The following is a 26,301-nucleotide window of genomic DNA, read 5'->3' on the forward strand; positions in this document are numbered from 1 at the left end:
TGGTCGCAGTCGGGGAACGTATGTGAAAGGTCCACCATTCCCGGTCCCCGGGCCCGGCCCGACGTGACGCCTGCCGCATTGATGCGACTATCAGTGCCCGCCTGTGGACAACCGGCGCTGCCGTCTCGCGCGACCTGGCAGCATGGCCGTGTGACAGCAGCAACGCACTCCACCCTGTTCCCGCAGGTACCGGACTCCGCCGACGCGGTGCTCGAAGGGCTCGACCCCGAGCAGCGCGAGGTGGCGACGGCCCTGCACGGTCCGGTGTGCGTCCTGGCGGGCGCGGGCACGGGCAAGACCCGGGCGATCACCCACCGCATCGCCTACGGAGTGCGCGCCGGCATCCTGCACCCCTCCAGCGTCCTCGCCGTCACCTTCACCAATCGCGCAGCCGGGGAGATGCGCGGCCGGCTGCGCCAGCTCGGCGCCGCGGGCGTCCAGGCCCGCACGTTCCACTCGGCCGCCCTGCGTCAGCTCCAGTACTTCTGGCCGAAAGCCATCGGCGGCTCCATGCCCCGGCTCGTCGACCGCAAGATCCAGCTCGTCGCCGACGCGGCCGCCGCCTGTCGCATCCGTCTCGACCGGGGCGAGCTGCGGGACGTCACTGCCGAGATCGAGTGGTCCAAGGTCACCCAGACCGTCCCCGCCGACTACGCGCCCGCCGCAGCCAAGGCCGGCCGCGAGTCCCCCCGCGACCCCGCTGAGATCGCCCAGCTCTACGCCGCCTACGAGGACGTCAAGCGCGAGCGGTCCGTGATCGACTTCGAGGACGTGCTGCTGCTGACCGTGGCCGTCCTGCAGGACCGGCACGACATCGCCGAGCAGATCCGCGCCCAGTACCAGCACTTCGTGGTCGACGAGTACCAGGACGTCAGCCCCCTCCAGCAGCGCCTGCTCGAACTGTGGCTGGGCGAGCGCGACAGCCTCTGCGTGGTCGGGGACGCCAGCCAGACGATCTACTCCTTCACGGGGGCGACCCCGGACCATCTGCTCGACTTCCGCACCCGCCACCCCGCTGCCACGGTCGTCAAACTGGTCCGCGACTACCGCTCCACCCCCCAGGTCGTCCACCTCGCCAACGGCCTGCTCGCCCAGGCCCGGGGCCGGGCCGCCGACCACCGCCTGGAGCTCGTCTCCCAGCGCCCCGCGGGGCCCGAGCCCGTCTACGCCGAGTACACCGACGAGCCCGCCGAGGCCGAAGGCGCGGCCCGCCGGATCCGCGAACTCATCGACTCGGGCGTCCCGGCCTCCGAGATCGCGATCCTCTTCCGTACGAACGCCCAGTCCGAGACCTACGAGCAGGCCCTGGCCGACGCGGGAGTGCCCTACCAGCTGCGTGGCGCCGAGCGGTTCTTCGACCGCCCGGAGGTGCGCAAGGCGGGCATCGCCCTGCGCGGCGCGGCCCGCTTCGGCGGCAACGACTCCCTCCTCGACGACGTCGTCGACCTTCCTTCCCAGGTGCGTGCCGTGCTGTCGGGAGAGGGCTGGACGACGCAGCCACCGGCCGGCTCCGGCGCCGTGCGAGAGCGCTGGGAGTCCCTGGCCGCCCTGGTGAACCTCGCCCAGGACTTCGCCGCCGCCAAACCGGGCGCCACCCTGGCCGACCTCGTCGCCGAACTCGACGAACGGGCGAACGCCCAGCACGCCCCCACCGTGCAGGGCGTCACCCTCGCCTCCCTGCACTCGGCCAAGGGCCTGGAGTGGGACGTCGTGTTCCTGGTCGGCGTGGCCGAGGGCATGATGCCGATCACCTACGCCAAGACCGACGAACAGATCGAGGAGGAACGCCGCCTCCTCTATGTCGGTGTGACCCGGGCGCGCGAGCACCTCCGCGTCTCCTGGGCGCTCTCCCGCTCACCCGGGGGCCGCCCCAACCGCCGCCCCAGCCGCTTCCTCGACGGACTGCGCCCCGGCTCGACGGCCACCACGGGCCGCACCTCCGCGGGCGCGGCGGGCGGAATCGAGCGCGGAATCCCCGGAACCAGGGAGTCCGCCCCGAGACGGGCTCAGCGAGTTCCCGCCCGCTGCCGGGTCTGCGGCCGCACGCTGACCGACCCGGGCGAGATGAAACTGATGCGCTGCGACGACTGCCCCTCCGACATGAACGAGGGCCTGTACGAGCGGCTGCGCGAGTGGCGCGCCGACCAGGCACGCAGCAGCGGCCAGCCCGCCTTCTGCGTGTTCACGGACCGCACATTGATGGCGATCGCCGAGACCGCCCCCGACGACGAGCGTGAGCTCGCCCGCATCCCGGGCGTCGGGATGCGCAAGCTCACCCGCTACGGGGCCGACGTACTGGCCCTCTGCGCAGGCCAGTCATCCGCCGAGAGCACAGATCCGGACTGACACTAACTCGTCGAAAAAATAGTTTGCGCATGCCCCAGGAATCCCCATAGGTTCTTAGGCACGAGAGCAGCGGCCTTCTCGGAGGCCCTGATTCCGTGTTCTACTTGCATATCCGCAGGACTGGTTCGTCCAGTCCCCCGAGACGCCGAGAGGAGGCGAGTCCAGTGATCAGCATCAACACCAGCTCCGTCAGCATCGTGAAAATGACCGATCGCTCGGCCGTCTCCGCGTGCATGCTCGGCGTTTCGAACCTGGGCACCGGTCTGTCCGGCATTCGTGCCGTCCGTCCGGCGTCCTCCTCCGCTGCTCCCGCGGGCCTTCCCGTCCGCGAGCGCAATGAGCGACCGACCAAGGCACTGGAAGCGGCAGTAGCGGCACAGGCACAGGCCTATGCCTTTACGGCAACCGGTGCCGGATTCCGGAAGCAGACGACGCAGCACCACCAGATGTGGGCCTTCCGTGGGCCAGAACCCTGGAGTGATCCAGCCTGATCTCAGATCAGGCCGGCGCCTTCAGGGCCGCGGAACCCCATCCGGGATCCGCGGCCCTTCTGTTTGTCCCTGAACAGGGATGACGGACCGAAGGAGCCTCGGGACAAGAAAAGAACCCGGTACCACCACCCCCCGGCCAACAGGCCGGAACGAACAGACGAGGAAGACGAACCGTGCAACTCGAAGCGCACGCCCCGTCCGTACCGCCTTCCGCCCCGATCCCCAAGCCCGGCTCCACGGAGGACCCCACCTTGACCCCGCTCACTGCGCTCACCGCGCTCGACGACGCCATCGAGAACCTCGGCGTACCGGTCCCGTGCCGTTCCTACGACCCGGAGGTCTTCTTCGCCGAGTCGCCCGCGGACGTCGAGTACGCCAAGTCCCTCTGCCGTACCTGCCCGCTGGTCGAGGCCTGCCTCGCCGGTGCCAAGGAGCGGCGTGAGCCCTGGGGCGTCTGGGGTGGCGAGCTGTTCGTCCAGGGTGTCGTCGTCGCCCGGAAGCGGCCGCGTGGTCGCCCGCGCAAGAACCCGGTCACGGCATGAACACCGCAGGAACGATCGACCGCCCCCTCACGCACGACCCCCAGAAGCAGGCCCCGATGAAGCCGTCCACTGACGAGCCCGCAGGCTCCGCGAACCAAGACTTCACCATCACCGGCGCGAAGGACTCGCGTCAGAACAGGACCCGAGAGATGCAACTCATCCCAGAAGCCATGGCTCGCGCGCATATGCGCGAGCGACTGCAGGAGGCGGAGCGGGATCGACAGGCCGTGCGCCTGATGGCCGCCCGCCGGATGCAGCGCAGGGCGGAGCGCGCTTCCCTGCGTGCCCGCCGGGCGCTCGCCATGGCGGTCATGCAGTAACCCGCCGCACCTGACGTGGGGACAGCCCGGCCCATGAGCCCGGGCTGCCGCCGCCGACCTCGCACCACGGGGGCCGGTCCGTGCCGAACGGACCGGCCCCCGTGGTGCGTTGTGCGGGAGGGAGCACGGCATCCATCGGGCCCCAGGCGTCGTGGCCTTCGCGCCGGATGGTGCGCCGCTGAACCCCGGGGGCGTTGTGTCACCCGTGTCTCCGGGTGCGGAGTTATCGTCGCCAGGTGACGAGTCCTTCAGGAGGCAGTGACGACCGCGCCGCCGCGCAGCCGCGGCGCCTGGTCTGTGCCCGCTGCGGCACATCGGCCGACGTCCTGACCGACGGTCCGCCCCTCACCTGGACCTACTCCGTGGAGGACGGCGCCCGCCGCCACTACTGCGAGACCTGCTCCCGGGAGAACATCAGATCAATCGAGGGGCGCCTGGACTCGGACTGGTGGTGACACCCACGGCCCCGGCTCACGCCTCCGCCACGGCTTCCTCGCCGTCCGCCGGGTCCTCCGGGACGAACCCCGGCAGCCACTCCTCCAGCTCCTCACGCAGCCGCACTGTCGCTCCGAGCTGGCACAGCACGCCGATCGTGCTCAGCGTCACCCGGTGGATCAGCAGATAGGACGGGGGCAGGTTGAGCTGCTTGCCGAGCTGGTAGGCGGGGGAGCGGATGTCGGCGACACGGCCGGCCTGGCTGCGCATCCAGCCCCGGGTGAAGGTGAACTCCTCGACCTGGGCCGGCTCGATGATCGGTAGCAGGTAGTCCATGACCGCGTCCGGGTCCAGCTCTATCGTCTCCTTGACGAACCCTTCCACGCGCAGCAACTCGTAGACCGCCTCGGCCTCCCCGTCGAGGGTCATCCGCAGAGACTCGCCGATGGTGGCCGGCAGGCCACCCGGGAGCCGGTCGACCGTGCCGAAGTCCAGGACCCCGAGGCGCCAGTCGTCCTCACCTTCCGGGCCGCCGGGCAGGAGCCGGAAGTTGCCCGGGTGGGGGTCGGCGTGCAGCAGGCCCGTGCGGGCGGGGCCGGAGAAAAGGAAGCGGGCCAGGAGCTGACCGGCACGGTCGCGCTGCTCCTGGGTGCCGTCCGAGATGATCTCCGACAGCGGGATGCCGTCCATCCACTCGGTGACCAGGACCTGGTCGGACTGGTGGACCACCTGGGGCACGACCACGTCCGGGTCGTCCGTGAACTCCGCCGCGTGGGCCTGCTGGGCCTGGGCCTCCAGACCGTAGTCCAGCTCTTCGGAGACGCGGTCCTTCAGCTCCGTGATCAGCGGCTTGATGTCCATGCCGGGGATCAGCGGACCGAGCAGCCGCGAGAAGCGGCTCAGCTGGTTCAGGTCCGACAGCAGGGCTTCACCGGCGCCCGGGTACTGCACCTTGACCGCGACCTCGCGGCCGTCGTGCCACACCGCCCGGTGGACCTGGCCGATCGATGCCGCCGCTGCGGGCTTGTCCTCGAACTCCAGGAACAGCTCGTTCCAGCCCTCGCCGAGCCGCTCCTCCAGCACCGCGTGCACCGTGCGGGTCGGCATGGGCGGCGCGGCTTCCTGGAGCTTGGTCAGCGCGGCCCGGTAGGGGCCGGCCACCTCCTCGGGCAGCGCGGACTCGAAGACGGACAGGGCCTGGCCGAACTTCATGGCCCCGCCCTTGAGCTCGCCGAGCACCTTGAACAGCTGCTCAGCCGTGCGCTGTTGGAGCTCGCGGCCGACGAGCTCGGCGGATTCGCCGACGATCCGCTTGCCGAATCCCCAGGTCGCCCGCCCGGCGATGCCGAGCGGGAGCGCGGCGAGCTTGGCGGTCCGGGTAACCGCCTTCCGGGGAAGATCAGACATGCGCCCTCCAAGTCCCAGCCGGCCGCTCCGCCTCTGCCTCACGGCACTGCTCCGACGGCCGTTGCACCGCCATTGTCTCGTGCGACTCCCCGTCCTCCGAGAGGTGCTCCCCTTTTCCTCTCTCCACCGCCGCGCAGGGGCATTCCGGATGTGCCCGGATCGACCGAGCACGCCAGTGGAGACCGGGGACGGAGACCTCCCAGCGTGACCCGGCACTGGAGGGGACCCGGCCGTCCAGGAAAGCGAGCGCGTGTGCTGCCGCCAGGCCGGCCACGGTCGTGGCCAGCGCCAGGTCGCAGGGCCGGACCTGCCGCTGCCTGCCGGAGCGCCACTGGGCGACCAGCCGGGGCCAGGCCGGATCCCGGTCGGCGCGGCCCTCCTGCAGACACCCCGCGCAGCTCGTCTCCCCGGGCAGCACGAGGGGGCCGACCACGCCGGTGCCCTCCACGACACCGGCGTACAGATGGGGTGTCCCGGAAGCCAGCAGCGGCTCGGCGGCGGCCGGGTCGGGCGCGTGCACGGCGACATCGTCCCGCGGGGCGATGATCACCAGCGAGAATCCCGGGTCCCCCGCCTCCGGGGATCTTCGGGCCGTCGCGCGGCGCCGCGGCCGGTCCGGGGCCGCCCGGCGCACGGCACGGCGGGCCGACTCGTCCCTGCGGTCGCCGACGGACTCCGCGGGAAGCCCGCCCGGCGCGACGTCCCACCGCTCCACACGGCCACCGTCGAGCACGTCCACCTCGCCCACGCCGGCCCCGGCCAGGAGCGAGGCCAGCACGGCACCCACCCGGCCCGCGCCCCGCACCTGCACGCGCTGCGAGCGCCGGGCCGCCAGCTGCCCGATCGCCTCCCCGGGGGCCGAGGTCGTCAGGGACAGGGAGGCCAGGTCGGGGCGCAGCCGGTCGAGGACCTCCTTCTTCTTCCGCAGGGCGTCGGCCACCGGCCCGCCGCCGTGGGCGTCGTCCAGCAGCCCGGCCCGGGCGAGCCCCCGCACCAACCCGTCGACATGACCGTCGGGCAGGTCCATGCGGCGTCCCTCCTCGCGCAGGAGCTCCAGCCCCCGCGTGCCGTTCAGCAGGTCGAGGAAGCTGCCCGTCGCCAGGTCCATCGGGCCCACAGTCATCGCATGCGCCGGTGTCATCCCGAACTGCACGGTGTTGAGGTCGCGCCAGCCGCGCCTGAGCGCGGGTTTCACCATCGGATGCATGACAGGCCCCCGTATGCCGTAGATCGTCCCCGTATGCCGGCGGAGCGAGGATGCGGGCCCGGGCAGGTCACGCCGAGGCCGGTCGCAAGCAGGGCCCGTGCCCGGGCCCGGCCCGGGCACGGGCACGCCCGGCGCAGGCCAGCCCCGAGCGCGGAAGACGGCCCTTGGTGCCGGACCGGCCCCGCCATCGCGTCGCCGACGGGATCCAGCATGCCCAACCCCGTCGCCGGCTGCCGAAAGTTGTCCACAGGCCCGGGCATTCGTCGTACAAATCCGGCGGCCGATGGGAGCGGCGGCACCGAACCGTCCCGGAGTCGGGACTTCCCCGTGTGCAGCGGGTAACGTCGGGGCGTGCCCGCCGACCCACTGCACCGCGCCGGAACGCCACACCGCAGCAAGACGAGCCAGCCGCCGAGCGGCTCGGGGGCGAGCGCGATCGAGGTCCGCAGGAGCGCCCGCCGACGCAGAACGGTCTCCGCGTACCGCGAGGGCGATCGCACCGTGGTCCTCATCCCCGCCCGCATGTCCGAGGCGGAGGAGCAACGCTGGGTGAACGTCATGCTCGACAAGCTGGCCGCCCAGGAGAGCAAGCGGACCCTCGGTGACGCCGAGCTGGCCGAGCGGGCCCGGCGTCTGTCGGACCTGTACTTCGACGGCCGGGCCCGGCCCGCGTCGGTGCGCTGGGTGACCAACCAGAACACGCGCTGGGGATCCTGCACCCCCGCTGAGGGCAGCATCCGCCTCTCCCACCGCCTCCAGGGCATGCCCGAGTACGTCGTCGACTACGTCCTCGTCCACGAACTCGCCCATCTGCTCGTCCACGGCCACGGGCCACGCTTCTGGGAACTCCTCAAGGCTTATCCGCGCACGGAGCGGGCCCGCGGATACCTCGAAGGCGTGGTCGCCGCCGAGCGGTTGCCCCACGTACCCGGCGCGCGGGGTGAGAGCCCCGCGAGGTGACCGCCCGCTTTCCGCGAGCGAACAGCCGATACGGCCGAGCGGCCGTTCTGTACCGGCTCTGTACCGACCTCGTCCGGTGTCCGACTTTGCCGTTAGCCTGGCGCGACGCAATCACGTACTGGATGGGGGACGGTCGTTACGCATGGCCAGGGAATTCCAACGCGGCCACAAGGCCAGGATCAGTGACCTCACCGCGGGCACGGATCTGTACGTAGGTGTACAGATCGCCGGCCCCGGACTGAGCTTCGACATCAGCTGCTTCGGCCTCGACGCCGATGAACGGCTCTCGGACGACCGGTACTTCGTCTTTTTCAACCAGCCGAAGTCCCCCGAGGAGTCCATTCAGCTCCTGGGCGCCCAGGCGGGCGACACGGAGTCCTTCCGCGTGACGCTCGACCGGATCCCGTCGCAGATCCAGAAGCTGTCCTTCACCGCGACGATCGACGGCGCCGGCCAGATGTCGCAGATCGCCTCCGGCTATATCCGCATCGTCGCGGGTGGCGAGGAGGTGGCGCGCTACTCGTTCAGCGGCTCGGAGTTCTCCACCGAACGGGCCGTGATGCTGGGCGACTTCTACCTGAAGGACGTCTGGCGGTTCGCCGCGGTCGGGCAGGGCTTCGACGGCGGCCTGGACGCGCTGCTGAAGAACTTCGGCGGCGAGGTGGCCGAGGAGGAGACGCCCGCTCCCGCGCCTGCGCCGCAGCAGCCGCAGGCGGGCGCCGCCCCGGGCTTCGCCCCGCCCGCGTTCGGCGTCCCGGCCACTGCGGAACCCGCCCCGGCACCGGCGGCGCCTCCCGCACCCGCGCCCCAGCCGGCCGCCCAGGGCTTCGCGCCCCCGTCCGGCGCCACCCCGCCTCCGGCCCCGGCGCCCGCACCCCAGGTGCACGCCGCCCCGACCATCGTCGCGCCCTTGCACACCCCGCCGGGTGGCTCGCAGGTGCCGCCTCCGGCCCCGGCGCCCGCGCCGTACGGCCAGCCGGGCCAGCAGCCGCCGCAGTACGGCCAGGTCCCCGGTCAGACGGCCCCGCCGCCTCCGGGCTACGGCCAGCCCCAGGCACCTCACGCGCCTCAGGCGCCCCACGCCCCGGCCCCGCCGCCCGGCTACGGACAGCCCACCCCGCCCCCCGGCTACGGACAGCAGCAGCCGCCGTACGGGCAGGCCCCCTACGGAACCCCTCAGGGAGTCCCGCAGGGCGCCCCTCAAGGCGCTCCCCAGGGCCCCGGTGTGTCCGGCGCGCTCCAGCAGTTCAAGGAGACCCCCACCGGGCAGCGCTGGACGCAGCAGAACAAGAAGCTCGTCCGCGTCGACCTCGGCATCGGCGGACAGCCCGTGCTGGCCCGGCAGGGCAGCATGGTGCTCTACCAGGGCAAGGTCGACTTCAGCTACAAGGGCGCCGGGTTCGCCGGGCGGATCGTGGGCAACACGACCGGCCAGGAGATGCAGCTGATGCGCTGCACGGGCCAGGGACAGGTGTTCCTCGCCGAGAACTCGACCATGCTGCACCCCCTCGAGCTGCAGGGCGACGCCGTCTGCGTCTCCGCCGAGAACGTCCTCGCGTTCGACGAGAGCCTCACCTATGAGGTCCGCCGCATCGAGGGCCACGGCATCCCCGGCGGCGCACTGTTCACCATGCAGTTCCAGGGCACCGGCACCATCGTCGTGAAGACGCACGGCACTCCCGTGGTGCTGCCCGTCACGCCCACCACGTTCGCCGACTGCAACGCCGTCGTCGCCTGGTCGGCCGCCGCCCAGGTCGTCGTCTCCAGCCAGGTGCGGATGCGCCGCAACGCCTACCCCGGCGACACGGGGGAGAGCGTGAACCTCCAGTTCCGGGGAGCGCCCGGCAACTTCATCGTCGTCCAGCCGTACGAGGTCTGAGGGAGCCCGTCATGACACAGCAACTCGCGGGCCACGCCCCCGCACCCGTCACCGCCCGCATGGAGAACCACGGCAACCACATGCTGAAGGTCGCCATGCAGACCGGCAACGACCTCCTCGCGCGCGTGGGGTCGATGGTCGCCTACGAAGGGTTCGTCCAGTACGAGCCCAACCCGCCGGCCGTGCGCCAGATCGCCAAGGACTGGATGACCGGCGAGGGCGCGCCCCTGATGAAGTGCTCCGGCGACGGTCTGCTCTACCTCGCCGACTACGGGGCGAACGTCGTCGTGATCAACCTCAACGGCGACGGCATCTCCGTCAACGCCACCAACCTGCTCGCCTTCGACGCCCACCTCACCTGGGGCGTGGAGCGGGTCAAGGGCCTGGCGAAGTTCGCCGGGCAGGGCCTGTGGAACACCAAGATCTCCGGGCAGGGCTGGGTCGCGCTGACCTCCCGGGGCAAGCCCATCGTCGTCGACTGCGGGGGCGGCGAGGACGAGACCTACGTAGACCCCGACGCGCTCGTCGCCTGGTCCCCGAACCTCAAGGTGAAGGGCAAGCGCAGTTTCCGGGCCCAGTCGCTGATCGGCCGCGGCAGCGGCGAGGCCTACCAGATGGCCTTCTCCGGTCAGGGCATCGTCGTCGTCCAGCCCAGCGAGGACAGCACCGACCGCCTCCGGGTCCGGGGCTGAGGGGGAGCCACACGCCATGCAGAGCCCGATTTTCGCCTACAACGAGCAGCAGACCCAGGAACGCTGGAGTCTGCAGAACAAGCAGATGCTGCGCGTCGCCCTGGAGGGCCACGACGACGTCCTGGCCCGCAAGGGCACGATGGTCGCCTACCAGGGCCTCGTCGAGTTCGACGCCGAGTTCCAGAGCAACCAGCAGTCACGCGCGCGTGCGCAGACCGGGGAGGGCCTGGACCTGATGCGCTGCCACGGGCAGGGCACGGTCTACCTCGCCAACCTCAAGCAGCATGTCCACGTCATGGAGGTGGACCAGGACGGACTCACCGTCGACAGCAGCTATGTGCTGGCGATGGACTCCTCCCTGCACCACGAGGTCATCGCCGTGGACAGCCTGTACGGCATCTCCGGCTCCGGGAAGTACCAGCTCAACATCACCGGCCGGGGCAAGGTCGCCCTGATGACCTCCGGCATGCCGCTGGCGCTGCAGGTGACGCCCGACAAGTACGTCAACTGCGACGCCGACGCGATCGTCGCCTGGTCGACGGGCCTGCGGGTGCAGATGCAGGCCCAGACGCACTCCTCCGGGGTGTGGCGGCGGCGCGGCAGCACCGGCGAGGGCTGGGAGCTGAGCTTCATGGGCACCGGCTTCGCGCTCGTCCAGCCCAGCGAGCTGCTGCCGCCGCAGGGCGCCCAGATCGGCTCCGGCCTTGCCGCGCAGTACGGCATGGGCCAGCAGGGAGCGCGGGGGCAGAACCAGGGCAACGTCTGGAGCTGAGCGCTCCGCGGGTTCGGCCGATTCGGTTCGGGGGCTGTGCGGTCTGGGTCAGGCCGCGGGCCGTCCGTGGCTGGTCGCGCAGTTCCCCGCGCCCCTGACGGGGCGCACCCGCCGTGATGTAAGGGGCGGCCTCCATGGCGGCCGCCCCTTACATATGACTCACTTCGTGATCCTCGCGCGGGTCGCCGCCAGCAGCCGCACGACCGAATCGTCCGCCACCTCGGCCACCTCGTCGTACCCGAACCAGCGCACGTCCAGTGACTCGTCGCTGATCGCGTGCGCCGCGTCCGGGGGTGCCACGACGGCGTACTGGACGTCGAAGTGGCAGTGGCAGGGCGGCGGGATCGGATGCCGGTCCAGGCGCACCGGGCCGCCGGGCAGCAGGGAGAGACCCGGGACGCCGGACTCCTCCGTCGCCTCACGCAGGGCCGCGTCCGCCAGGGAGGCGTCGCCGGGCTCGCAGTGGCCGCCCATCTGCAGCCACATCCGCAGCTTCCTGTGCAGAGTCAGCAATACCCGGCCGCCCTCGGGGTCGATCACCAGGGCGCTCGCCGTGATGTGACCCGCGTGGCAGGCCTTCCACAGGCCGTCCGGGTGTGCCGCCAGGTGGTCCAGGTAGGCCTGGCGCAGCTCTGCCTGGTCCTCGTACCCCTTCAGTACGAGGACCGCGTCGTCGTACAGGCTCACCCGGCGTCGTCGCCCTTGCTCTCGTCCTCGGCCCCGCCCTGGTCCTTCTTCTTCAGGTCGGGCTTGTCCGCCGCCTCGCCGAGCATCTTGTCCAGCTCGGAGAAGTCGATCTGCTCGCGGTGCACGAAGCCGTCCGGGTCGTCCAGGTCGGTCGCCGTCGGCAGCATGTCCGGGTGGTGCCACAGGGCGTCCCGGCCGTCGACACCGCGCGCGTCCGTGAGCGAGGCCCACAGGCGGGAGGCGTCCCGCAGACGGCGCGGGCGCAGCTCCAGGCCGATCAGCGTGGCGAACGTCTGCTCGGCGGGTCCGCCCGAGGCACGGCGGCGGCGCATCGTCTCGCGCAGCGCGTCCGCGGACGCCAGGCGGGGTTTCGCGGCGGCGTGGACCACCGCGTCCACCCAGCCCTCCACCAGCGCCAGAGCCGTCTCCAGACGGGCCAGAGCGGCCTTCTGCTCGGGCGTGTCCTCCGGCTGGAACATGCCCTGCTGGAGGGCTTCCTGCAGCTGCTCCGGGTTCTGCGGGTCGAACTGACCGACCACATCCTCGAGCTTGGCCGTGTCGACCTTGATGCCGCGGGCGTAGCCGTCGACCGCGCCGAACAGATGCGAGCGCAGCCACGGCACGTGCGCGAAGAGGCGCTGGTGCGCCGCCTCACGCAGGGCGAGGTAGAGCCGCACCTCCTCCTGGGGGACGCTCAGGTCCTTGCCGAACGTCTCGATGTTCACCGGGAGCAGCGCGGCCTTGCCGGCCGGGCCGAGCGGAAGGCCGATGTCGGACGAGCCGACGACCTCGCCGGCGAGCACGCCGACGGCCTGCCCGATCTGGGTGCCGAACATGGCGCCGCCCATCGAGCGCATCATGCCGATCAGCGGGCCGGCCATGGCCTGCATCTCCTCCGGCAGGACGTCGCCCATGGCGGTACCGACGCGCTCGGCGACCGGGTCGACGAGCTCCTTCCAGGCGGGCAGGGTCGCCTCGACCCACTCCGCGCGGCTCCAGGCGACCGCGGAGGCGGCGCCGGAGGGCAGCGACGTGGCGTCGTCGAGCCACAGGTCGGCCAGGCGGACGGCTTCCTCGACGCCCTTGCGGTCGGCGGGACCGACGCTGGCGTCCTTGGTGCCGTCAGGACTGCCCTGGGAGACCGTCTGGCGGGCGATCTGCTTGGCCATGTCCCAGTTCACCGGGCCGCCCTCGTAGGAGAGCATCTGGCCCAGCTGCTGGAACGCGGCACCCAGGTCGGTGGGGTTCAGCGACCCGAACATGGCTGCGAACGGATTGTCCGCACCGGGGCCGCCGGGGCCACCGGGACCTCCGCCGAAGCCTCCGGCTCCGGGCAGGCCGCCAAAACCGAACGGGTTGGCCGGTCCCTGACCACCACCGCTCTGCTGGTCCTTCTTCTTGCCCTCGTCGCCGTCGTCCGGCTCCTCCGGCGGAAGGCCGAATCCGAATGGGGTGTCACTCACGGGATTCCTCGGCTGGTAGGGCCGCCGGTTCTTTCCGGCGGCACGGCTGCCCGACAACACCACCCAGCGTAGACACCTGGGGCGGATCGGGCCTCGGTGCTTCGCCGACTGACGGCCTGCGGCAGGATGGATGCCACCTGGTACGCACGCGTCGGACGCGCTCGTACTGAAGACAACCGCTGGAGACGCCCGGTGAGTTCCCCAGATCCGCAGGTTCGCGCAGCGCGAAACCAGTCAACCAGTTCCGCGAGTCCCGCGGCGCGCGGACCCGTCGTCGCGGTCACCGGTGCCGCGTACGGCGTAGGAGCCCTGCTCACGGAGCAGCTCGCCGCGTCCGACGAGGTCAAGCAGGTCCTGGCCATCGACGAGCGGCGCGGCGAGTGCGCGGCGGCCCAGTGGCACATCCTGGACGTGCGGGATCCGGCCATCGCGGACAAGCTGCGCGGGGCCGACGTGGTGGTGCACCTGGCGCTGGATCTCGATCTGGAAACCGACGCGGCCGCCCGAACGGCCTACAACGTACGGGGGACGCAGACCGTTCTGACGGCCGCCGCGGCGGCCGGTGTGCACCGGGTCGTGCTGTGCACCTCGGCGATGGTCTACGGGGCGCTGCCCGACAACGAGCTGCCGCTGTCCGAGGACGCCGAGCTGCGCGCCACGGCGGAGGCGACCGGGGTGGGCGACCTGCTGGAGATCGAACGGCTGGCGCGCCGGGCGCCCCGGGCGCACCCGGGGCTCAATGTCACCGTGGTCCGGCCGGCCGTGCTGGTGGGCGGTACGGACACCGCGCTGACCAGGTATTTCGAGTCTCCCCGGCTGCTCGTCGTCGCAGGGTCGCGGCCCGCTTGGCAGTTCTGCCACGTCGAGGACCTGTGCAGCGCGCTGGAGTACGCGGTTCTGGAGAAGGTCGACGGGGAACTGACCGTCGGGTGCGACGGCTGGCTGGAGCAGGAGGAGGTCGAGGAGCTGAGCGGGATCCGGCGGATGGAGCTGCCGTCGGCGGTCGCGCTGGGCGCGGCGGCGCGCCTGCACCGGATCGGGCTCACGCCCTCCCCGGCCGGGGACCTGGCGTACACGATGTACCCCTGGGTGGTGAGCGGCAGCCGGCTGCACGACGCCGGGTGGCGGCCGCGGTACACCAACGAGGAGGTGCTGGCGGAACTCCTGGAGGAGGTGTCCGGCCGGCACACGGTCGCCGGCCGGCGGCTGGGCCGCAAGGACGCCACGGCCGCGGGTGCCGCGGGCGCGACGGTGGCGCTGCTGGGCGCGGCGGCGGTGGTGCGGCGGGCGCGGAAGGCCCGGCGGCGGATCTGAGAGGCGCTCCCCACAGTCTCGAGGGGCCGCTCCGTGCAGAGGCCGAGAAGGACGCCCCTGTAGGAGACTCCAAACGTGTACGCGCGCGTGCCGGTCGATAGCTCTATTCCACGCTGTCGGTCGCGTGCGGCACGATGGACCCATGGCAACCACGAACGATCACCCCGGTGAGCAGGCCGCGCAGGATCCGATCAAGCTGATCGGGATCCGGGACTCGGCCCTCTCCCTGGACGAGGTGTTCCGGGCCGTCGGTGACGACGCTGCCGGCGGCACCGCGCTCTTCGTGGGAACCGTGCGCAACCACGACGGCGGTGCCGACGTCGACGAGCTGGGGTATTCGTGCCACCCCAGCGCCGAGGCCGAGATGCGGCGGATCGCCGAGAAGGTCGCCGCCGAGTTCCCGGTGCGGGCCCTGGCGGCCGTGCACCGCGTGGGGGACCTCCGGGTCGGGGATCTCGCCGTGGTCGTCGCCGTCTCCTGCCCGCATCGCGGAGAGGCCTTCGAGGCCTGCCGGAAGCTGATCGACGACCTCAAGCACGAGGTGCCCATCTGGAAGCACCAGAAGTTCTCCGACGGCACCAATGAATGGGTCGGCGCGTAGCGCTGTCGTTGAGGGGTGGCGGTCGGGTGACGGGAGGGCGGGTCGGCGCCTGCTGATCGTGGGGGCCGTCTTCCGGTTGCGTAACCGCACCCCCGGCGTGAGCGTTGTCACTGCGGATCGTTAATCTGCTGATCAGTCAGTTGCGGACGCTCAAAGGGGTTGGAGGTCGGCATGGCGGCGCTCGCCTGGTTGCTGATTCCGCTTGTGGCTGCCATCGGCGCGGGGCTCTGGGGCAGTTGGGCCAACCGGACCCGCAAGGCGCGTAACGACGGCCCGGAGCTCACCGGCTACGCCCGCTTCCGGGAGGCCATGGAAAAGCCCCGGCCCGGGGCCTGACAGGCAGGAAACAGCAGGTCACAAGCGTGGTGAAGCGCAGGGTCGCCCCGGACGGGCGGCCCTGACGGTGCGCTGACAGGACCGTCCCGTAGTGTCGTGTCATGCCACGCCGCACCGCGACGATGCTCGCCTCCACCCTGATGCTGATCGCGCTCCTGTGCGCGGGAGTGTTCATCCCCGTGCCGTACGCGGAGATGTCCCCGGGGCCGACGGTGAACACGCTGGGCGATCACGACGGTGAGCCGGTGCTGCAGATCGCGGGCAAGAAGACGTACCCGGCCAGTGGCCACCTGAACATGACCACGGTCCGGGTCACGAGCGCCGACTACCGGATGAACCTGGTCGAGGCCGTCTACGGCTGGCTCGCGCACGACAACAAGGTCGTGCCGCACGAGACGCTCTACCCGGACGGCAAGACCGAGGAACAGTCCACCCAGGAGAACGCCGAGGAGTTCAGCCAGTCCCAGGAGAGCGCCAAGGTCGCCGCCCTGAAGCAGCTGGACGTGCCGGTGAAGTCCTGGGTGATCGTCTCGACGGTCGTCAAGGGGTCCCCGGCGGAGGGCAAGCTGCACGCGGGGGACGTGATCAAGGCCGTCGACGGTACGGCGGTGAAGGAGCCGGCCGACGTCGCGAAGCTCGTGACCAGGCACAAGCCGGGCCAGGAGGTCCGCTTCACGATCGTGCCGGCCAAGGAGCAGGCCGCCGCGGAGAAGGAGAAGCGGACGCCGACCAAGACGCAGGACATCACGATCACCACCACGACGTCCGACGACGCGGGTGAGAAGCGGGCCATCGTGGGGATCTCCGCGGGAACCGACCACACCTTCCCGTTCACCATCGACATCAAGCTCGCCGACGTCGGCGGACCGAGCGCCGGGCTGATGTTCGCGCTCGGCATCTACGACAAGCTCACCCCGGGCAGCCTGACGGGCGGCAGGTTCGTGGCCGGCACCGGCACGATCGACGACGCCGGCAAGGTCGGGCCGATCGGCGGCATCGAGATGAAGACCGTGGGCGCGCGGGCCAAGGGCGCGCAGTACTTCCTGACGCCCGCCGACAACTGCGCAACCGCCGCCAAGGACACCCCCGACGGCCTCACCCTGATCAAGGTGGGCACCATCAAGGACGCCCTCGGCGCTCTCAAGGACATCCGCAGCGGCGACACCGCGGACCTGCCGAAGTGCGGTAAGTAGGCCGGAGCCAAGGCACCACAGGGCCACAGGGGCAGGGTCCCAGGAGGGGCATGGGACCGAGGGACCGAAGGACGGACCGGGGTCCGGAAGGCCGGACCCCACAGTCGTCAGGGGCTACTCCTCGAACGTCGCCGTAAGCGCCTCCGCCAGGCCCGGGACCAGGTCGGAACCGGTCAGAACCTCGGTGGGGGAGTCCTTCTCGCGCAGCCGCAGGGCCGACTCGCGCGTGCCGTCGCGCAGGACCGCGACCGTCATGCGGACCTCCTGGCGGTCCGGGTGGTCCGCCACCCACTTCGTGAGCGCGGCCTCGCTCAGACCCTTCGGAACCTGGGCCTCCGCGGACGGCGGCAGCATCAGGCGCTCCACGGCGAGGGCGCAGCCGGCCACGGCGTCGGGCCAGGCGATGGTGGCGAGGAACTCGTCGAGCGGCTTGCCCGTTGGAACTTCGTCCTGCTCGATCGGGGTGAGTCCGGAGTTCTCCGGCTCGTCCCCCAGGCCGAGCCGGTCCGCGAGCGAGGGTTGTTCGGCCCGCAGCCGTGCGGTGTCGACGAGGGCGAAAAGACGGGCAGGCTGGTCCCAGCCGAGGCCGGAGACGTACTCGTCGATCTCGAGAACGGCCCGGGTGAGTGGGTTCGCAGCCATGGGAGTGTTGGACATGGTCACAATCCTCTCTCGTTCCTGACCGGAATCGGGAACCGAGTAAACGGTGAGTAAGTTGCATAGGTGGGGGCCCACGATCACGGGGGCCACGCCCGGTCCGTGAAGACGCGGGCCTGACGAATCAACAGCGAACTTCGAGGTGCGCACCTTGGCTTTCCAGATGCCGGACCGCGGCGGAGGCCCTTCGGGGCCGCGGATCAGAGTGGGCCGCCCGTCCCGGCGTGTCCGGACCCTGCTCATGACGCTGGGCGTCCTGGCCGTTCTCGGCATGGCGTTCACCATGTTCGCGGGCTTTTGGACGGACTGGCTCTGGTACCGCTCGGTGAACTACTCCTCGGTCTTCACCACCACCCTGTGGACCAAGATCGGGCTCTTCTTCGTCTTCGGCGTGCTCATGGCCCTCGCCGTCGGCTTCAACATCTGGCTGGCGCACCGGCTGCGGCCGCCGCTGAGCGCCATGTCGATGGAGCAGCAGAACCTCGACCGCTACCGGATGGGCATCGCGCCCTACAAGAAGTGGCTGCTGTTGGGGATCACCGCCCTGGTGGGCCTGATCGCCGGAGCCTCCGCCTCCGGCCAGTGGCGCACCTGGCTCATGTGGGTCAACGGCGTGCCCTTCGGCCAGAAGGACCCCCAGTTCAAGCTGGACGTCTCCTTCTACGCCTTCGACCTGCCCTGGTACCGGTTCCTGCTCGGCTTCGGCTTCGCCGCCGCGATCCTGTCCGTGATCGCCGCCGCGCTCACGCACTACCTGTACGGCGGCCTGCGCGTCACCAGCCCCGGCGCCCGTGCCACGGCCGCGGCCACCGGGCACCTGTCCGTGCTCATCGGCGTCTTCGTGGCCCTCAAGGCGGTCGCGTACTGGCTCGACCGCTACGGACTCGCGGTGAAGTCCAGCGACTTCAGGGCGACCGACAACTGGACGGGCCTGAGGTACGTCGACGCCAACGCCTACCTGCCGGCCAAGACCATCCTGTTCTGCATCGCCGTCATCTGCGCGCTGCTGTTCTTCGCCACCATCTGGCGGCGCACCTGGCAGCTGCCCGTGATCGGCTTCGGCCTGATGGTGCTCTCCGCGATCCTCATCGGCGGCCTCTACCCGGCGATCGTGCAGAAGTTCCAGGTCCAGCCGAACGAGCAGGCCAAGGAAGCGCCCTACGTCGAGAAGAACCTCGAGGCCACGCGCCAGGCGTACGGCATCGACGGCACCAAGGTCACCGACTACTCGGGCACGAGCAAGACCGCGGACAAGTCGACCCTGCGCGATGACGTCTCCTCCACGGCGAGCATCCGGATCATGGACCCGAACATCGTCTCGCCGACGTTCCAGCAGCTCCAGCAGATCAGGAACTACTACGCCTTCCCGGACAACCTGGACGTGGACCGCTACGCCAAGGACGGCAAGGACCAGGACACGGTCATCGGTCTGCGTGAGCTGAACCTCGCGGGCATCCCGAAGAAGAACTGGATCAACAACCACTTCCGTTACACCCACGGATACGGAGTGGTCGCCGCCGAGGGCACCAGCGCCGACGCCCAGGGCCGGCCGAACTTCACCGAGTCCGACCTCCCGTCCGAGGGCGATCTCGGCACGTACGAGCAGCGGGTCTACTACGGCGAGAAGACCACCACGTACTCGATCGTCGGCGGTCCCCAGAAGGAGATCGACTACTCCGACGACAACGGCGAGAAGACCACCAGCTACAAGGGCGACAGCGGGGTCAACCTCTCCAACCCGGTCAACCGGGCCGCGTACGCGGTGGCGTTGGGCGAGCCGCAGATCCTGTACTCCGGTGCCATCGGAGACGGCTCGCGGATCCTGTACAACCGCACGCCCAAGGAGCGCGTCGAGGCGGTCGCCCCCTGGCTGACCATCGACGGCGACGCCTACCCGGCGGTCGTGAACCACCGGATCCAGTGGATCGTCGACGCGTACACGACGACCAACGGATACCCGTACTCCTCGCGTACGACCCTCGGTGACACGACGGCCGACTCGCTGACCGCCACCAACGACAACCGCGCGGTGGTGGCCCAGCAGAACCAGGTCAACTACATCCGCAACTCGGTGAAGGCGACCGTCGACGCGTACACCGGCGAGGTCAAGCTCTACCAGTGGGACACCAAGGACCCGGTCCTGAAGACCTGGATGAAGGCCTTCCCGGACACGGTGGAGCCCAAGAGCGACATCTCCAAGGACCTGATGGACCACCTCCGCTACCCGCAGGACCTGTTCAAGGTCCAGCGGGAGCTGCTCACCCGCTACCACGTGAAGGACGCCACGACGTTCCTCAGCGGCAGCGAGGTGTGGCAGGTGCCGGACGACCCGACGAACCGGTCGGGCAGCGCGGTGCCGCCGTACTACCTGAGCATGAAGATGCCCGACCAGAAGGCGCAGGCCTTCTCGCTGACGACGACCCTCACGCCCAACGGCCGGGACAACCTCAGCGCGTTCATGGCGGTCGACGCCGAGGCGGGCACCAGTGACTACGGCAAGATCAGAATCCTGAAACTGCCGACGAACACCACGGTCAACGGACCCAAGCAGGTCCAGAGCCAGTTCAACTCGCAAGAGGACATCGCCGAGTCCATCAGGCTCCTGAGAGGCGGCGACTCCGAGGTCGAGTACGGCAACCTGCTGACGGTGCCGCTCGACGGCGGACTGCTGTACGTGGAGCCGGTCTACGTACGAGGCGGCGGACTGAAGTACCCGCTGCTGCGCAAGGTGCTGGTCACCTACGGAGGTCAGACGGCCTTCGAGAACACCCTCGACGAGGCCCTCAACAAGGTCTTCGGAGCGGACGGCCCGACCACCGAGCCACCGGACGAGGGCGATACGACACCACCGCCGACGTCCGACAACCCGACGGTCCAACAGGCCCTGGAGGACGCCCAGAAGGCGTTCGACGCGGGCCAGGAGGCCCTGAAGAAGAACGACTGGGAGGCGTACGGCAAGGCGCAGAAGGACCTCGAGGACGCCCTGCGGAAGGCCGAGGACGCGCAGTCCGAGGCGAGCCGCACGGGCGGCGCCGGGGGCGGCGAGAGCAAGCCCGGCGACAAGCCGAGCGGCAGCCCCAGCGGCAGTCCGAGCCCGAAGCCGAGCAGCTAGGGCTCTGGCCTGGTCAAATGCCCATCCCGCGCCGTGATACGGTTGTGAACACAACGGCGCGGGGTGGAGCAGCTCGGTAGCTCGCTGGGCTCATAACCCAGAGGTCGCAGGTTCAAATCCTGTCCCCGCTACTGAAGTCGCGATGTCCGAGTGACGCGGCGACACCGAAGGCCCGGATTCCACACAGGAATCCGGGCCTTCGTGATGTGTGAACGCATGTGCTGGCGTCGGCTGTGGCCGCGCCGCCGGGGGGAGTTGGGCAATCTGTGTTTGACTTGTCTCTCTGTGGGCATGTCGACAAAACGCTGAAGTGACCTCACTGGCTGCGGTATACCAGGTGTACCCAGGTTGCAGGTGGTGCGACGATGGACGTTATGGGGGACAAGGCAACTCTGTTCGAGACAGGGCGTTTTGTGCAGCCTTCCAGCCGGGAGGACACCGAGACCCCGGACGAGACCGGGGAGATCGCCGACGAGGCGGCCGAGGAGCTGCGTCAGCGGCTGGCCGCCGAGGCCGGCGACGTCGAAGCGATGAGTGTCCTCGGGGCCATGCTGCTGCGCCGTGGCGATCTCGACGGTGCCGAGCCTCATCTGCGAGCCGCCACCGCCGCGGGCGACCGGGCGGCGGCCAACAACCTGGGAGTCCTCCTCCACCAGCGGGGGTACGCCGACGAGGCCGCCGGATGGTGGCGGATCGCCGCCGTCGCCGGATCCACGGCGGCCGCGCACGCCCTCGGCCGGCACCACCGCGAGCGCGGCGACGAACCCGCCGCCGAGTACTGGCTGCGGCAGTCCGCCGAGCAGGGGCACACGCTGGGCGCCTACGCGCTCGCCGACCTGCTGGAGCACCGCGGCGACGCCGCGGCCGAGCAGTGGATGCGGGTCGCGGCCGAGCGCGGCCACCGGGAGGCGGCGTACCGGCTGGCGCGGGCGCTGGACCGGAAGGCGGCGCGGGAAGCCGGCGGTGACGACGACGGCCGGGCGCCCGAGGAGGCCGAGCAGTGGTATCGGCAGGCCGCCGCGCGCGGCCACCGGCGGGCCGCCCTGCAGCTCGGGACGATCCTGGAGCGGCGCGGCGAGCTCAAGGAGGCCGGACGCTGGTACCTGACGTCCGCCAAGGACGGCGAGGCGCGGGCCGCCTGCGCGCTCGGCTTCCTGCTGCGCGACGCGGGCGACACCGAGAACGCCGCTGTGTGGTGGCTGCGGGCCGCCCAGGACGGCGACGGCAACGCCGCGAACGCGCTGGGCGCGCTGCACGCCGAGCGGGGCGAGACCCAGACCGCCGAGCGGTGGTACCGCGCCGCGATGGACGCGGGCGACGTGAACGGCGCGTACAACCTCGGCCTGCTCTGCGCCGAGCAGGGACGCACCCAGCAGGCCGAGCAGTGGTACCGCCGCGCGGCCTACGCCGGGCACCGGGAGGCCGCGAACGCGCTGGCGATCCTGCTGCTGCGGGGCGGCGACGAGACGGGCGCGGAGCCGTGGTTCTCCAAGGCCGCAGAGGCGGGGAGCGTGGATGCCGCCTTCAACCTCGGCATCCTGCATGCCGGGCGGGACGAGGAGCGGGCCGCGCTGCGCTGGTACGAGCGGGCCGCTGCCGCCGGGCACACCGAGGCGGCGCTCCAGGTCGGCATGGCGAGGCTGCGGGACGGCGACGAGCAGGAGGCCGAGCGGCATCTGCGGTGCGCGGCCGGGGGCGGGAGCGCCGAGGCCGCGTACCGGCTGGCGACCGTGCTCGACGCGCGGCGGCCGCCGGAGCCCGCGCACGAGCTCGGGGAGCCGGTGCACCGGCGGAGCGAGTGCGAGGAGTGGTACGAGCGGGCGGCCTCCCAGGGGCATCGGCGGGCGCAGGTGCGGGTCGGCATGCTGGCGGCGGCCCGGGGCGATGTCGTCGAGGCGGCTCGGTGGTACCGGGAGGCGGCCGAGGCCGGGTCCCGCAACGGCGCGTTCAATCTCGGGCTGCTGCTGGCCCGGGAGGGGAGCGAGCCCGAGGCGGCGGTCTGGTGGACGCGCGCCGCGGACGCGGGGCACGGGCGGGCGGCGTTGCGGCTGGCCCTGGTCTACGCGCGTCGGGGTGAGCTGGCGGAGGGCCAGCGGTGGGCCGACCGGGCCGTGTCGCTGGGGCCGGCGTCTGTCACCGAGCGGGCGGAGCGGCTGAGGGACGCGCTGCGGCAGGAGCTGTCCGCGTGAGGTGGTGGAGGTGGGGCGGGGGTGCGGCCGGGCAATGGATTTGCATCTGCCCTCCGCGGTGACGTAACGTTGCATTCACCGACGCGGGGTGGAGCAGCTCGGTAGCTCGCTGGGCTCATAACCCAGAGGTCGCAGGTTCAAATCCTGTCCCCGCTACTGAAGGCCGAGGGCCGGAATCCGAAAGGGTTCCGGCCTTCGGTGTTTCCGCGGCATCGTGCAGCATGGCAGCAGAGAGCCCCGGCACCCATCAGTGCCGGGGCTCTCGCGCGTTCGTGCGGGCTAGGCGGCCGCGCAGTTCGGGCAGACGCCGCGGTAGGTCACCTCGACGTCCGAGACCGTGAAGCCGAAGCGCTCGGTGTCGGGGAGGTCCGCCAGCGGGTTGCCGACCGGATGGACGTCCCGGATGGCGCCGCACTGGGCGCAGACCAGGTGGTGATGCCGCTGGTGGGCGTTCGGGTCGTACCGCTTGGCGCGCTGGTCGGTGGAGACCTCCAGCACCTCGCCGAGGGTCACGAGCTCACCCAGCGTGTTGTACACGGTCGCCCGGGAGATCTCGGGCAGCTTGGCGACGGCCCGGGCATGGACCTCGTCGGCCGTCAGATGGACGTGTTCGCCGTCGAGGACCTCGGCCACGACGCGCCGCTGCGCGGTCATTCGCCATCCGCGTCCGCGCAGGCGTTCCAGAAGGTCGCTCATGGCCACCAGCCTAACAGCTAGGGGGACCAGGTCCCGAACAGGTGTGAGTTTAGAGTCCCACTTGCTTTAGACGTTGTCTATTGTAGGATCGAGAACGGCTTTGACCGGTGAACAGGACTGGTCAGGAATGGTGCAGGAGGCGCACGTGACGCAGGGACCGCTTACGACGGAGGCCGGGGCTCCGGTCGCCGACAATCAGAACAGCGAGACCGCGGGCGTCGGCGGCCCGGTGCTCGTCCAGGACCAGCTGCTGCTGGAGAAGCTGGCTCACTTCAACCGTGAGCGCATCCCGGAGCGTGTCGTCCACGCCCGCGGCGCCGGTGCGTACGGCACCTTCACGGTGACCGCCGACGTCACCCCGTACACGCGGGCCGCCTTCCTCTCCGGGATCGGCAAGCAGACCGAGGTCTTCCTGCGCTTCTCGACGGTGGCGGGCAACCTGGGGGCGGCGGACGCGGTCCGCGACCCGCGCGGCTTCGCGCTGAAGTTCTACACCGAGGAGGGCAACTACGACCTCGTCGGCAACAACACCCCGGTGTTCTTCATCAAGGACGCCATCAAGTTCCCGGACTTCATCCACACCCAGAAGCGCGACCCCTACACCGGCTCGACCGAGGCGGACAACGTCTGGGACTTCTGGAGCCTGTCGCCCGAGTCGACGCACCAGGTGACCTGGCTGTTCGGCGACCGCGGCATCCCCGCCTCGTACCGCCACATGGACGGCTTCGGCTCGCACACCTTCCAGTGGAGCAACGCGGCCGGCGAGGCCTTCTGGGTGAAGTACCACTTCAAGACCGACCAGGGCATCAAGACCCTGACGGCCGAGGCGGCGGCCCGGCTCGCGGGTGAGGACCCCGACTCCCACCAGCGTGACCTTCGCCAGGCCATCGAGCGCGGCGAGTACCCGACCTGGACCGTCGGCGTGCAGATCATGCCGGTGGCCGAGGCGGCGACCTACCGCTTCAACCCGTTCGACCTGACCAAGGTCTGGCCGCACGCGGACTACCCGGTCGTCGAGATCGGCAAGCTGGAGCTCAACCGCAACCCGGAGAACGTCTTCGCCGAGGTCGAGCAGTCGATCTTCAGCCCCGCCCACTTCGTGCCGGGCATCGGCCCCTCCCCGGACAAGATGCTCCAGGGCCGTCTCTTCGCCTACGGCGACGCCCACCGCTACCGGGTCGGCATCAACGCCGACCACCTGCCGGTGAACCGGCCGCACGCCACCGTGGCGCGCACCCACTCCCGGGACGGGTACCTCTACGACGGACGGCACGCCGGCGCGAAGAATTACGAGCCGAACAGCTTCGGCGGCCCGTTCCAGACGGACCGTCCGCTGTGGTCCGCCACGGCCGTGAGCGGCGCGACGGGCAACCACCCGGCCCCGGTGCACGCCGAGGACGACGACTTCGTGCAGGCGGGCAACCTCTACCGCCTGATGAGCGAGGACGAGAAGGAGCGCCTGGTCGCCAACCTGGCCGGCTTCATCGCCAAGGTCTCGCGCGACGATATCGTCGAGCGGGCGATCGACAACTTCCGTCGGGCCGACGGAGACTACGGCAAGCGGCTGGAGGTCGCGGTCCAGGCCCTGCGCGGCTGAACTCCAGCGCTGGACCGCTTGCGGTAGCGGACGGGCCGGGACCCTCTTCGGGGGGCCCGGCCCGTCCGCGTGGTCAGGCCGGGACCCGCTGTCGTGCCGGTGCCCAGCAGCGGATGATGTCGCGGACCGAGACGATGCCGACGGGTTCGCCGCCGTCCAGCACGATGAGGTGCCGGAAGCCACCGTGTGCCATGGCGGCCGCGGCCTCCTCCAGGGTCCAGGCCGGAGCGGCGAACACGACGTCGTTGGTGGTGTGGGCGTGGGTGTGTTCGGCGTCCGGGTCCTGGCCGAGGCCCACGGAGTTGAGGATGTCGCGTTCGGTGAGGATGCCGATGCCGGCGTCGGGGTCGTGGACGACGGCCGCCCCGACCTTGCGCGCGGACATCAGCGCCGCTGCCTGGCGCAGGGTGTGGGTGGGGCCGATGGTGAGGACGACAGTGCTCATGGCGTCACGGACGAGCATGGATGGAGCCACCTCCTGGGGGTCTCCCCGCCGTTCGTTCATGATTTCACAAATTCACAAGTGGGGGGACTCTCAGGGTGGCAGGTAAAGGGAGAGTCAACAAGGGGGCGCTCGGTAACAACCGGGGGCTCAGTAGCGCTGGTTCAGGTATCCCAGCAGCTCGTCGTGGAGCAGGCCGTTGGACGCGGCCGCGTTGCCGCTGTGGGGGCCCGGGCGGGCGTCGAGGCCGGTGAAGGTGCCGCCCGCCTCGGTGACGACGATGGCGGTGGCGGCCATGTCCCACAGGGACAGCTCCGGCTCGGCGCACATGTCGACGGCGCCTTCCGCGACCATCATGTACGGCCAGAAGTCGCCGTACGCGCGCGTGCGCCACACCTCGCGGGTCAGGTCCAGGAAGCCGTCCAGGCGGCCCTGCTCCTCCCAGCCGCTCAGTGAGGAGTACGCGAAGGAGGCGTCGGAGAGCTTGGAGACGCGGGAGACCTGCAGCCGGGAGGCCTTGGTGAGGCTGCGGCCGGAGAACGCGCCGTGGCCCTTCGCGGCCCACCAGCGGCGGCCGAGGGCGGGGGCGGACACGACGCCGACGACGGGCTGGAAGCCCCCCTCGCCGGCCTCCATCAGCGAGATGAGCGTGGCCCAGACGGGAACGCCGCGTACGTAGTTCTTGGTGCCGTCGATCGGGTCGATCACCCAGCGGCGGGGGCCGGTGCCCTCGACGCCGTACTCCTCACCGAGGATCGCGTCCCTGGGGCGGGCGCGCCCGAGGTGGCCGCGGATGAGTTCCTCCGCGGCCTTGTCCGCCTCGCTCACCGGGGTCATGTCCGGTTTGGTCTCGACCTTGAGGTCGAGGGCCTTGAACCGGTCCATCGTCGCGGCGTCGGCGGCGTCGGCGAGGACGTGGGCGAGACGCAGGTCGTCGAGGTAGTCGGGCATGCAACGAACCTA

24 protein-coding genes and 2 tRNA genes are annotated in these 26,301 nt (G+C 70.8%); 18 read left to right on the forward strand and 8 right to left on the reverse strand.

The genetic code is table 11. The annotated features are described in order from the left end of the window. Positions 1-150 precede the first annotated feature (150 nt). The 5 genes from IGS69_RS23270 (at position 151) to IGS69_RS23290 (ending at position 4,154) form a co-directional block, all read left to right on the forward strand. On the forward strand, positions 151-2,346 hold the full coding sequence (locus IGS69_RS23270; protein ID WP_190902470.1) for an ATP-dependent DNA helicase UvrD2: 2,196 nt from the start codon (positions 151-153) through the stop codon (positions 2,344-2,346). Between the two features lie 164 nt (positions 2,347-2,510). Beyond that, the gene (locus tag IGS69_RS23275) at positions 2,511-2,837 is read left to right on the forward strand and encodes a hypothetical protein (RefSeq protein ID WP_078885271.1); all 327 of its coding nucleotides are present in this window, start codon (positions 2,511-2,513) and stop codon (positions 2,835-2,837) included. Between the two features lie 173 nt (positions 2,838-3,010). Then, a complete protein-coding gene (locus tag IGS69_RS23280; RefSeq protein WP_190902471.1) occupies positions 3,011-3,379 on the forward strand; it encodes a WhiB family transcriptional regulator in 369 nt (122 codons plus the stop codon). Further along, complete coding sequence (locus tag IGS69_RS23285) at positions 3,376-3,699, forward strand: hypothetical protein (protein ID WP_190902472.1); 324 nt, start codon at positions 3,376-3,378, stop codon at positions 3,697-3,699. The genes IGS69_RS23280 and IGS69_RS23285 overlap by 4 nt, the downstream gene beginning before the upstream one ends. A gap of 236 nt (positions 3,700-3,935) precedes the next feature. After that, positions 3,936-4,154, forward strand: a complete 219-nt coding sequence (locus IGS69_RS23290) for a hypothetical protein (protein ID WP_190902473.1) — start codon at positions 3,936-3,938, stop codon at positions 4,152-4,154. A 16-nt stretch (positions 4,155-4,170) separates the two neighbouring features. On the opposite strand, the gene IGS69_RS23295 is transcribed toward IGS69_RS23290, so the two are convergent. Both IGS69_RS23295 and IGS69_RS23300 read right to left on the reverse strand, forming a co-directional pair. Further along, positions 4,171-5,541 carry an ABC1 kinase family protein gene (locus IGS69_RS23295; RefSeq protein WP_190902474.1) on the reverse strand — a complete coding sequence of 457 codons (1,371 nt, stop codon included), beginning with the start codon at positions 5,539-5,541 and terminating at the stop codon, positions 4,171-4,173. Next, a complete protein-coding gene (locus IGS69_RS23300; protein WP_190902475.1) occupies positions 5,534-6,748 on the reverse strand; it encodes a ThiF family adenylyltransferase in 1,215 nt (404 codons plus the stop codon). Before IGS69_RS23300 ends, IGS69_RS23295 begins: the two co-directional genes overlap by 8 nt. 351 nt (positions 6,749-7,099) lie before the next feature. Here IGS69_RS23300 and IGS69_RS23305 point away from each other — a divergent pair, with 351 nt between their 5' ends. From IGS69_RS23305 to IGS69_RS23320, 4 genes are all read left to right on the forward strand, one after another. After that, positions 7,100-7,708, forward strand: coding sequence for a M48 metallopeptidase family protein (locus IGS69_RS23305; protein ID WP_190902476.1), 609 nt, complete (start codon positions 7,100-7,102; stop codon positions 7,706-7,708). Positions 7,709-7,850: 142 nt separating this feature from the next. Continuing rightward, positions 7,851-9,587, forward strand: coding sequence for a TerD family protein (locus IGS69_RS23310; RefSeq protein WP_190902477.1), 1,737 nt, complete (start codon positions 7,851-7,853; stop codon positions 9,585-9,587). An 11-nt stretch (positions 9,588-9,598) separates the two neighbouring features. After that, a complete protein-coding gene (locus IGS69_RS23315; protein ID WP_031112077.1) occupies positions 9,599-10,279 on the forward strand; it encodes an AIM24 family protein in 681 nt (226 codons plus the stop codon). A gap of 16 nt (positions 10,280-10,295) precedes the next feature. Next, the gene (locus IGS69_RS23320) at positions 10,296-11,051 is read left to right on the forward strand and encodes an AIM24 family protein (protein ID WP_190902478.1); all 756 of its coding nucleotides are present in this window, start codon (positions 10,296-10,298) and stop codon (positions 11,049-11,051) included. Positions 11,052-11,210: 159 nt separating this feature from the next. Here IGS69_RS23320 and IGS69_RS23325 read toward each other — a convergent pair whose 3' ends face one another. Beyond that, positions 11,211-11,738, reverse strand: coding sequence for an NUDIX hydrolase (locus IGS69_RS23325; RefSeq protein WP_190902479.1), 528 nt, complete (start codon positions 11,736-11,738; stop codon positions 11,211-11,213). Further along, positions 11,735-13,201 (reverse strand): zinc-dependent metalloprotease, encoded by a 1,467-nt coding sequence (locus IGS69_RS23330; RefSeq protein ID WP_190902480.1) that lies wholly within the window; start codon positions 13,199-13,201, stop codon positions 11,735-11,737. Before IGS69_RS23330 ends, IGS69_RS23325 begins: the two co-directional genes overlap by 4 nt. A gap of 192 nt (positions 13,202-13,393) precedes the next feature. Between IGS69_RS23330 and IGS69_RS23335 the strand changes: the two genes are divergently transcribed. The 4 genes from IGS69_RS23335 (at position 13,394) to IGS69_RS23350 (ending at position 16,645) form a co-directional block, all read left to right on the forward strand. Next, entirely contained in the window at positions 13,394-14,515 is a 1,122-nt protein-coding gene (locus IGS69_RS23335) for an SDR family oxidoreductase (RefSeq protein ID WP_190902481.1), read from the forward strand. A 142-nt stretch (positions 14,516-14,657) separates the two neighbouring features. Continuing rightward, positions 14,658-15,116, forward strand: a complete 459-nt coding sequence (locus IGS69_RS23340) for a molybdenum cofactor biosynthesis protein MoaE (RefSeq protein WP_190902482.1) — start codon at positions 14,658-14,660, stop codon at positions 15,114-15,116. A 171-nt stretch (positions 15,117-15,287) separates the two neighbouring features. Continuing rightward, positions 15,288-15,452 (forward strand): hypothetical protein, encoded by a 165-nt coding sequence (locus IGS69_RS23345; RefSeq protein ID WP_190902483.1) that lies wholly within the window; start codon positions 15,288-15,290, stop codon positions 15,450-15,452. Between the two features lie 101 nt (positions 15,453-15,553). Next, positions 15,554-16,645, forward strand: a complete 1,092-nt coding sequence (locus IGS69_RS23350; protein ID WP_190902484.1) for a YlbL family protein — start codon at positions 15,554-15,556, stop codon at positions 16,643-16,645. A 114-nt stretch (positions 16,646-16,759) separates the two neighbouring features. On the opposite strand, the gene IGS69_RS23355 is transcribed toward IGS69_RS23350, so the two are convergent. Continuing rightward, complete coding sequence (locus IGS69_RS23355) at positions 16,760-17,302, reverse strand: PPA1309 family protein (RefSeq protein WP_190902485.1); 543 nt, start codon at positions 17,300-17,302, stop codon at positions 16,760-16,762. A gap of 163 nt (positions 17,303-17,465) precedes the next feature. On the opposite strand from IGS69_RS23355, the gene IGS69_RS23360 reads away from it, so the two are divergent. The 4 genes from IGS69_RS23360 to IGS69_RS23375 all read left to right on the forward strand — a co-directional run bounded on the left by IGS69_RS23360 (position 17,466) and on the right by IGS69_RS23375 (position 22,759). Next, positions 17,466-20,414, forward strand: a complete 2,949-nt coding sequence (locus IGS69_RS23360) for a UPF0182 family membrane protein (RefSeq protein ID WP_190904610.1) — start codon at positions 17,466-17,468, stop codon at positions 20,412-20,414. Positions 20,415-20,471: 57 nt separating this feature from the next. Further along, positions 20,472-20,545, forward strand: a tRNA-Met gene (locus IGS69_RS23365). Positions 20,546-20,779: 234 nt separating this feature from the next. Then, positions 20,780-22,603, forward strand: coding sequence for a tetratricopeptide repeat protein (locus IGS69_RS23370; RefSeq protein WP_190902486.1), 1,824 nt, complete (start codon positions 20,780-20,782; stop codon positions 22,601-22,603). 82 nt (positions 22,604-22,685) lie between these two features. After that, a tRNA-Met gene (locus IGS69_RS23375) sits at positions 22,686-22,759 on the forward strand. 123 nt (positions 22,760-22,882) lie between these two features. Here IGS69_RS23375 and IGS69_RS23380 read toward each other — a convergent pair. Beyond that, on the reverse strand, positions 22,883-23,299 hold the full coding sequence (locus IGS69_RS23380) for a Fur family transcriptional regulator (protein ID WP_190902487.1): 417 nt from the start codon (positions 23,297-23,299) through the stop codon (positions 22,883-22,885). A gap of 145 nt (positions 23,300-23,444) precedes the next feature. Here IGS69_RS23380 and IGS69_RS23385 point away from each other — a divergent pair, with 145 nt between their 5' ends. Further along, the gene (locus IGS69_RS23385; RefSeq protein WP_190902488.1) at positions 23,445-24,896 is read left to right on the forward strand and encodes a catalase; all 1,452 of its coding nucleotides are present in this window, start codon (positions 23,445-23,447) and stop codon (positions 24,894-24,896) included. A 73-nt stretch (positions 24,897-24,969) separates the two neighbouring features. Here the strand turns inward: IGS69_RS23385 and IGS69_RS23390 are convergent, their stop codons facing one another. Both IGS69_RS23390 and hisN read right to left on the reverse strand, forming a co-directional pair. Beyond that, a complete protein-coding gene (locus IGS69_RS23390) occupies positions 24,970-25,359 on the reverse strand; it encodes a CBS domain-containing protein (RefSeq protein WP_190902489.1) in 390 nt (129 codons plus the stop codon). A 129-nt stretch (positions 25,360-25,488) separates the two neighbouring features. Continuing rightward, the gene (gene hisN, locus IGS69_RS23395) at positions 25,489-26,289 is read right to left on the reverse strand and encodes a histidinol-phosphatase (protein WP_190902490.1); all 801 of its coding nucleotides are present in this window, start codon (positions 26,287-26,289) and stop codon (positions 25,489-25,491) included. Positions 26,290-26,301 lie beyond the last annotated feature (12 nt).

The sequence above is a fragment of the Streptomyces tuirus genome (assembly GCF_014701095.1).
In the GTDB taxonomy this organism is placed as follows: Bacteria; Actinomycetota; Actinomycetes; order Streptomycetales; family Streptomycetaceae; genus Streptomyces; species Streptomyces tuirus.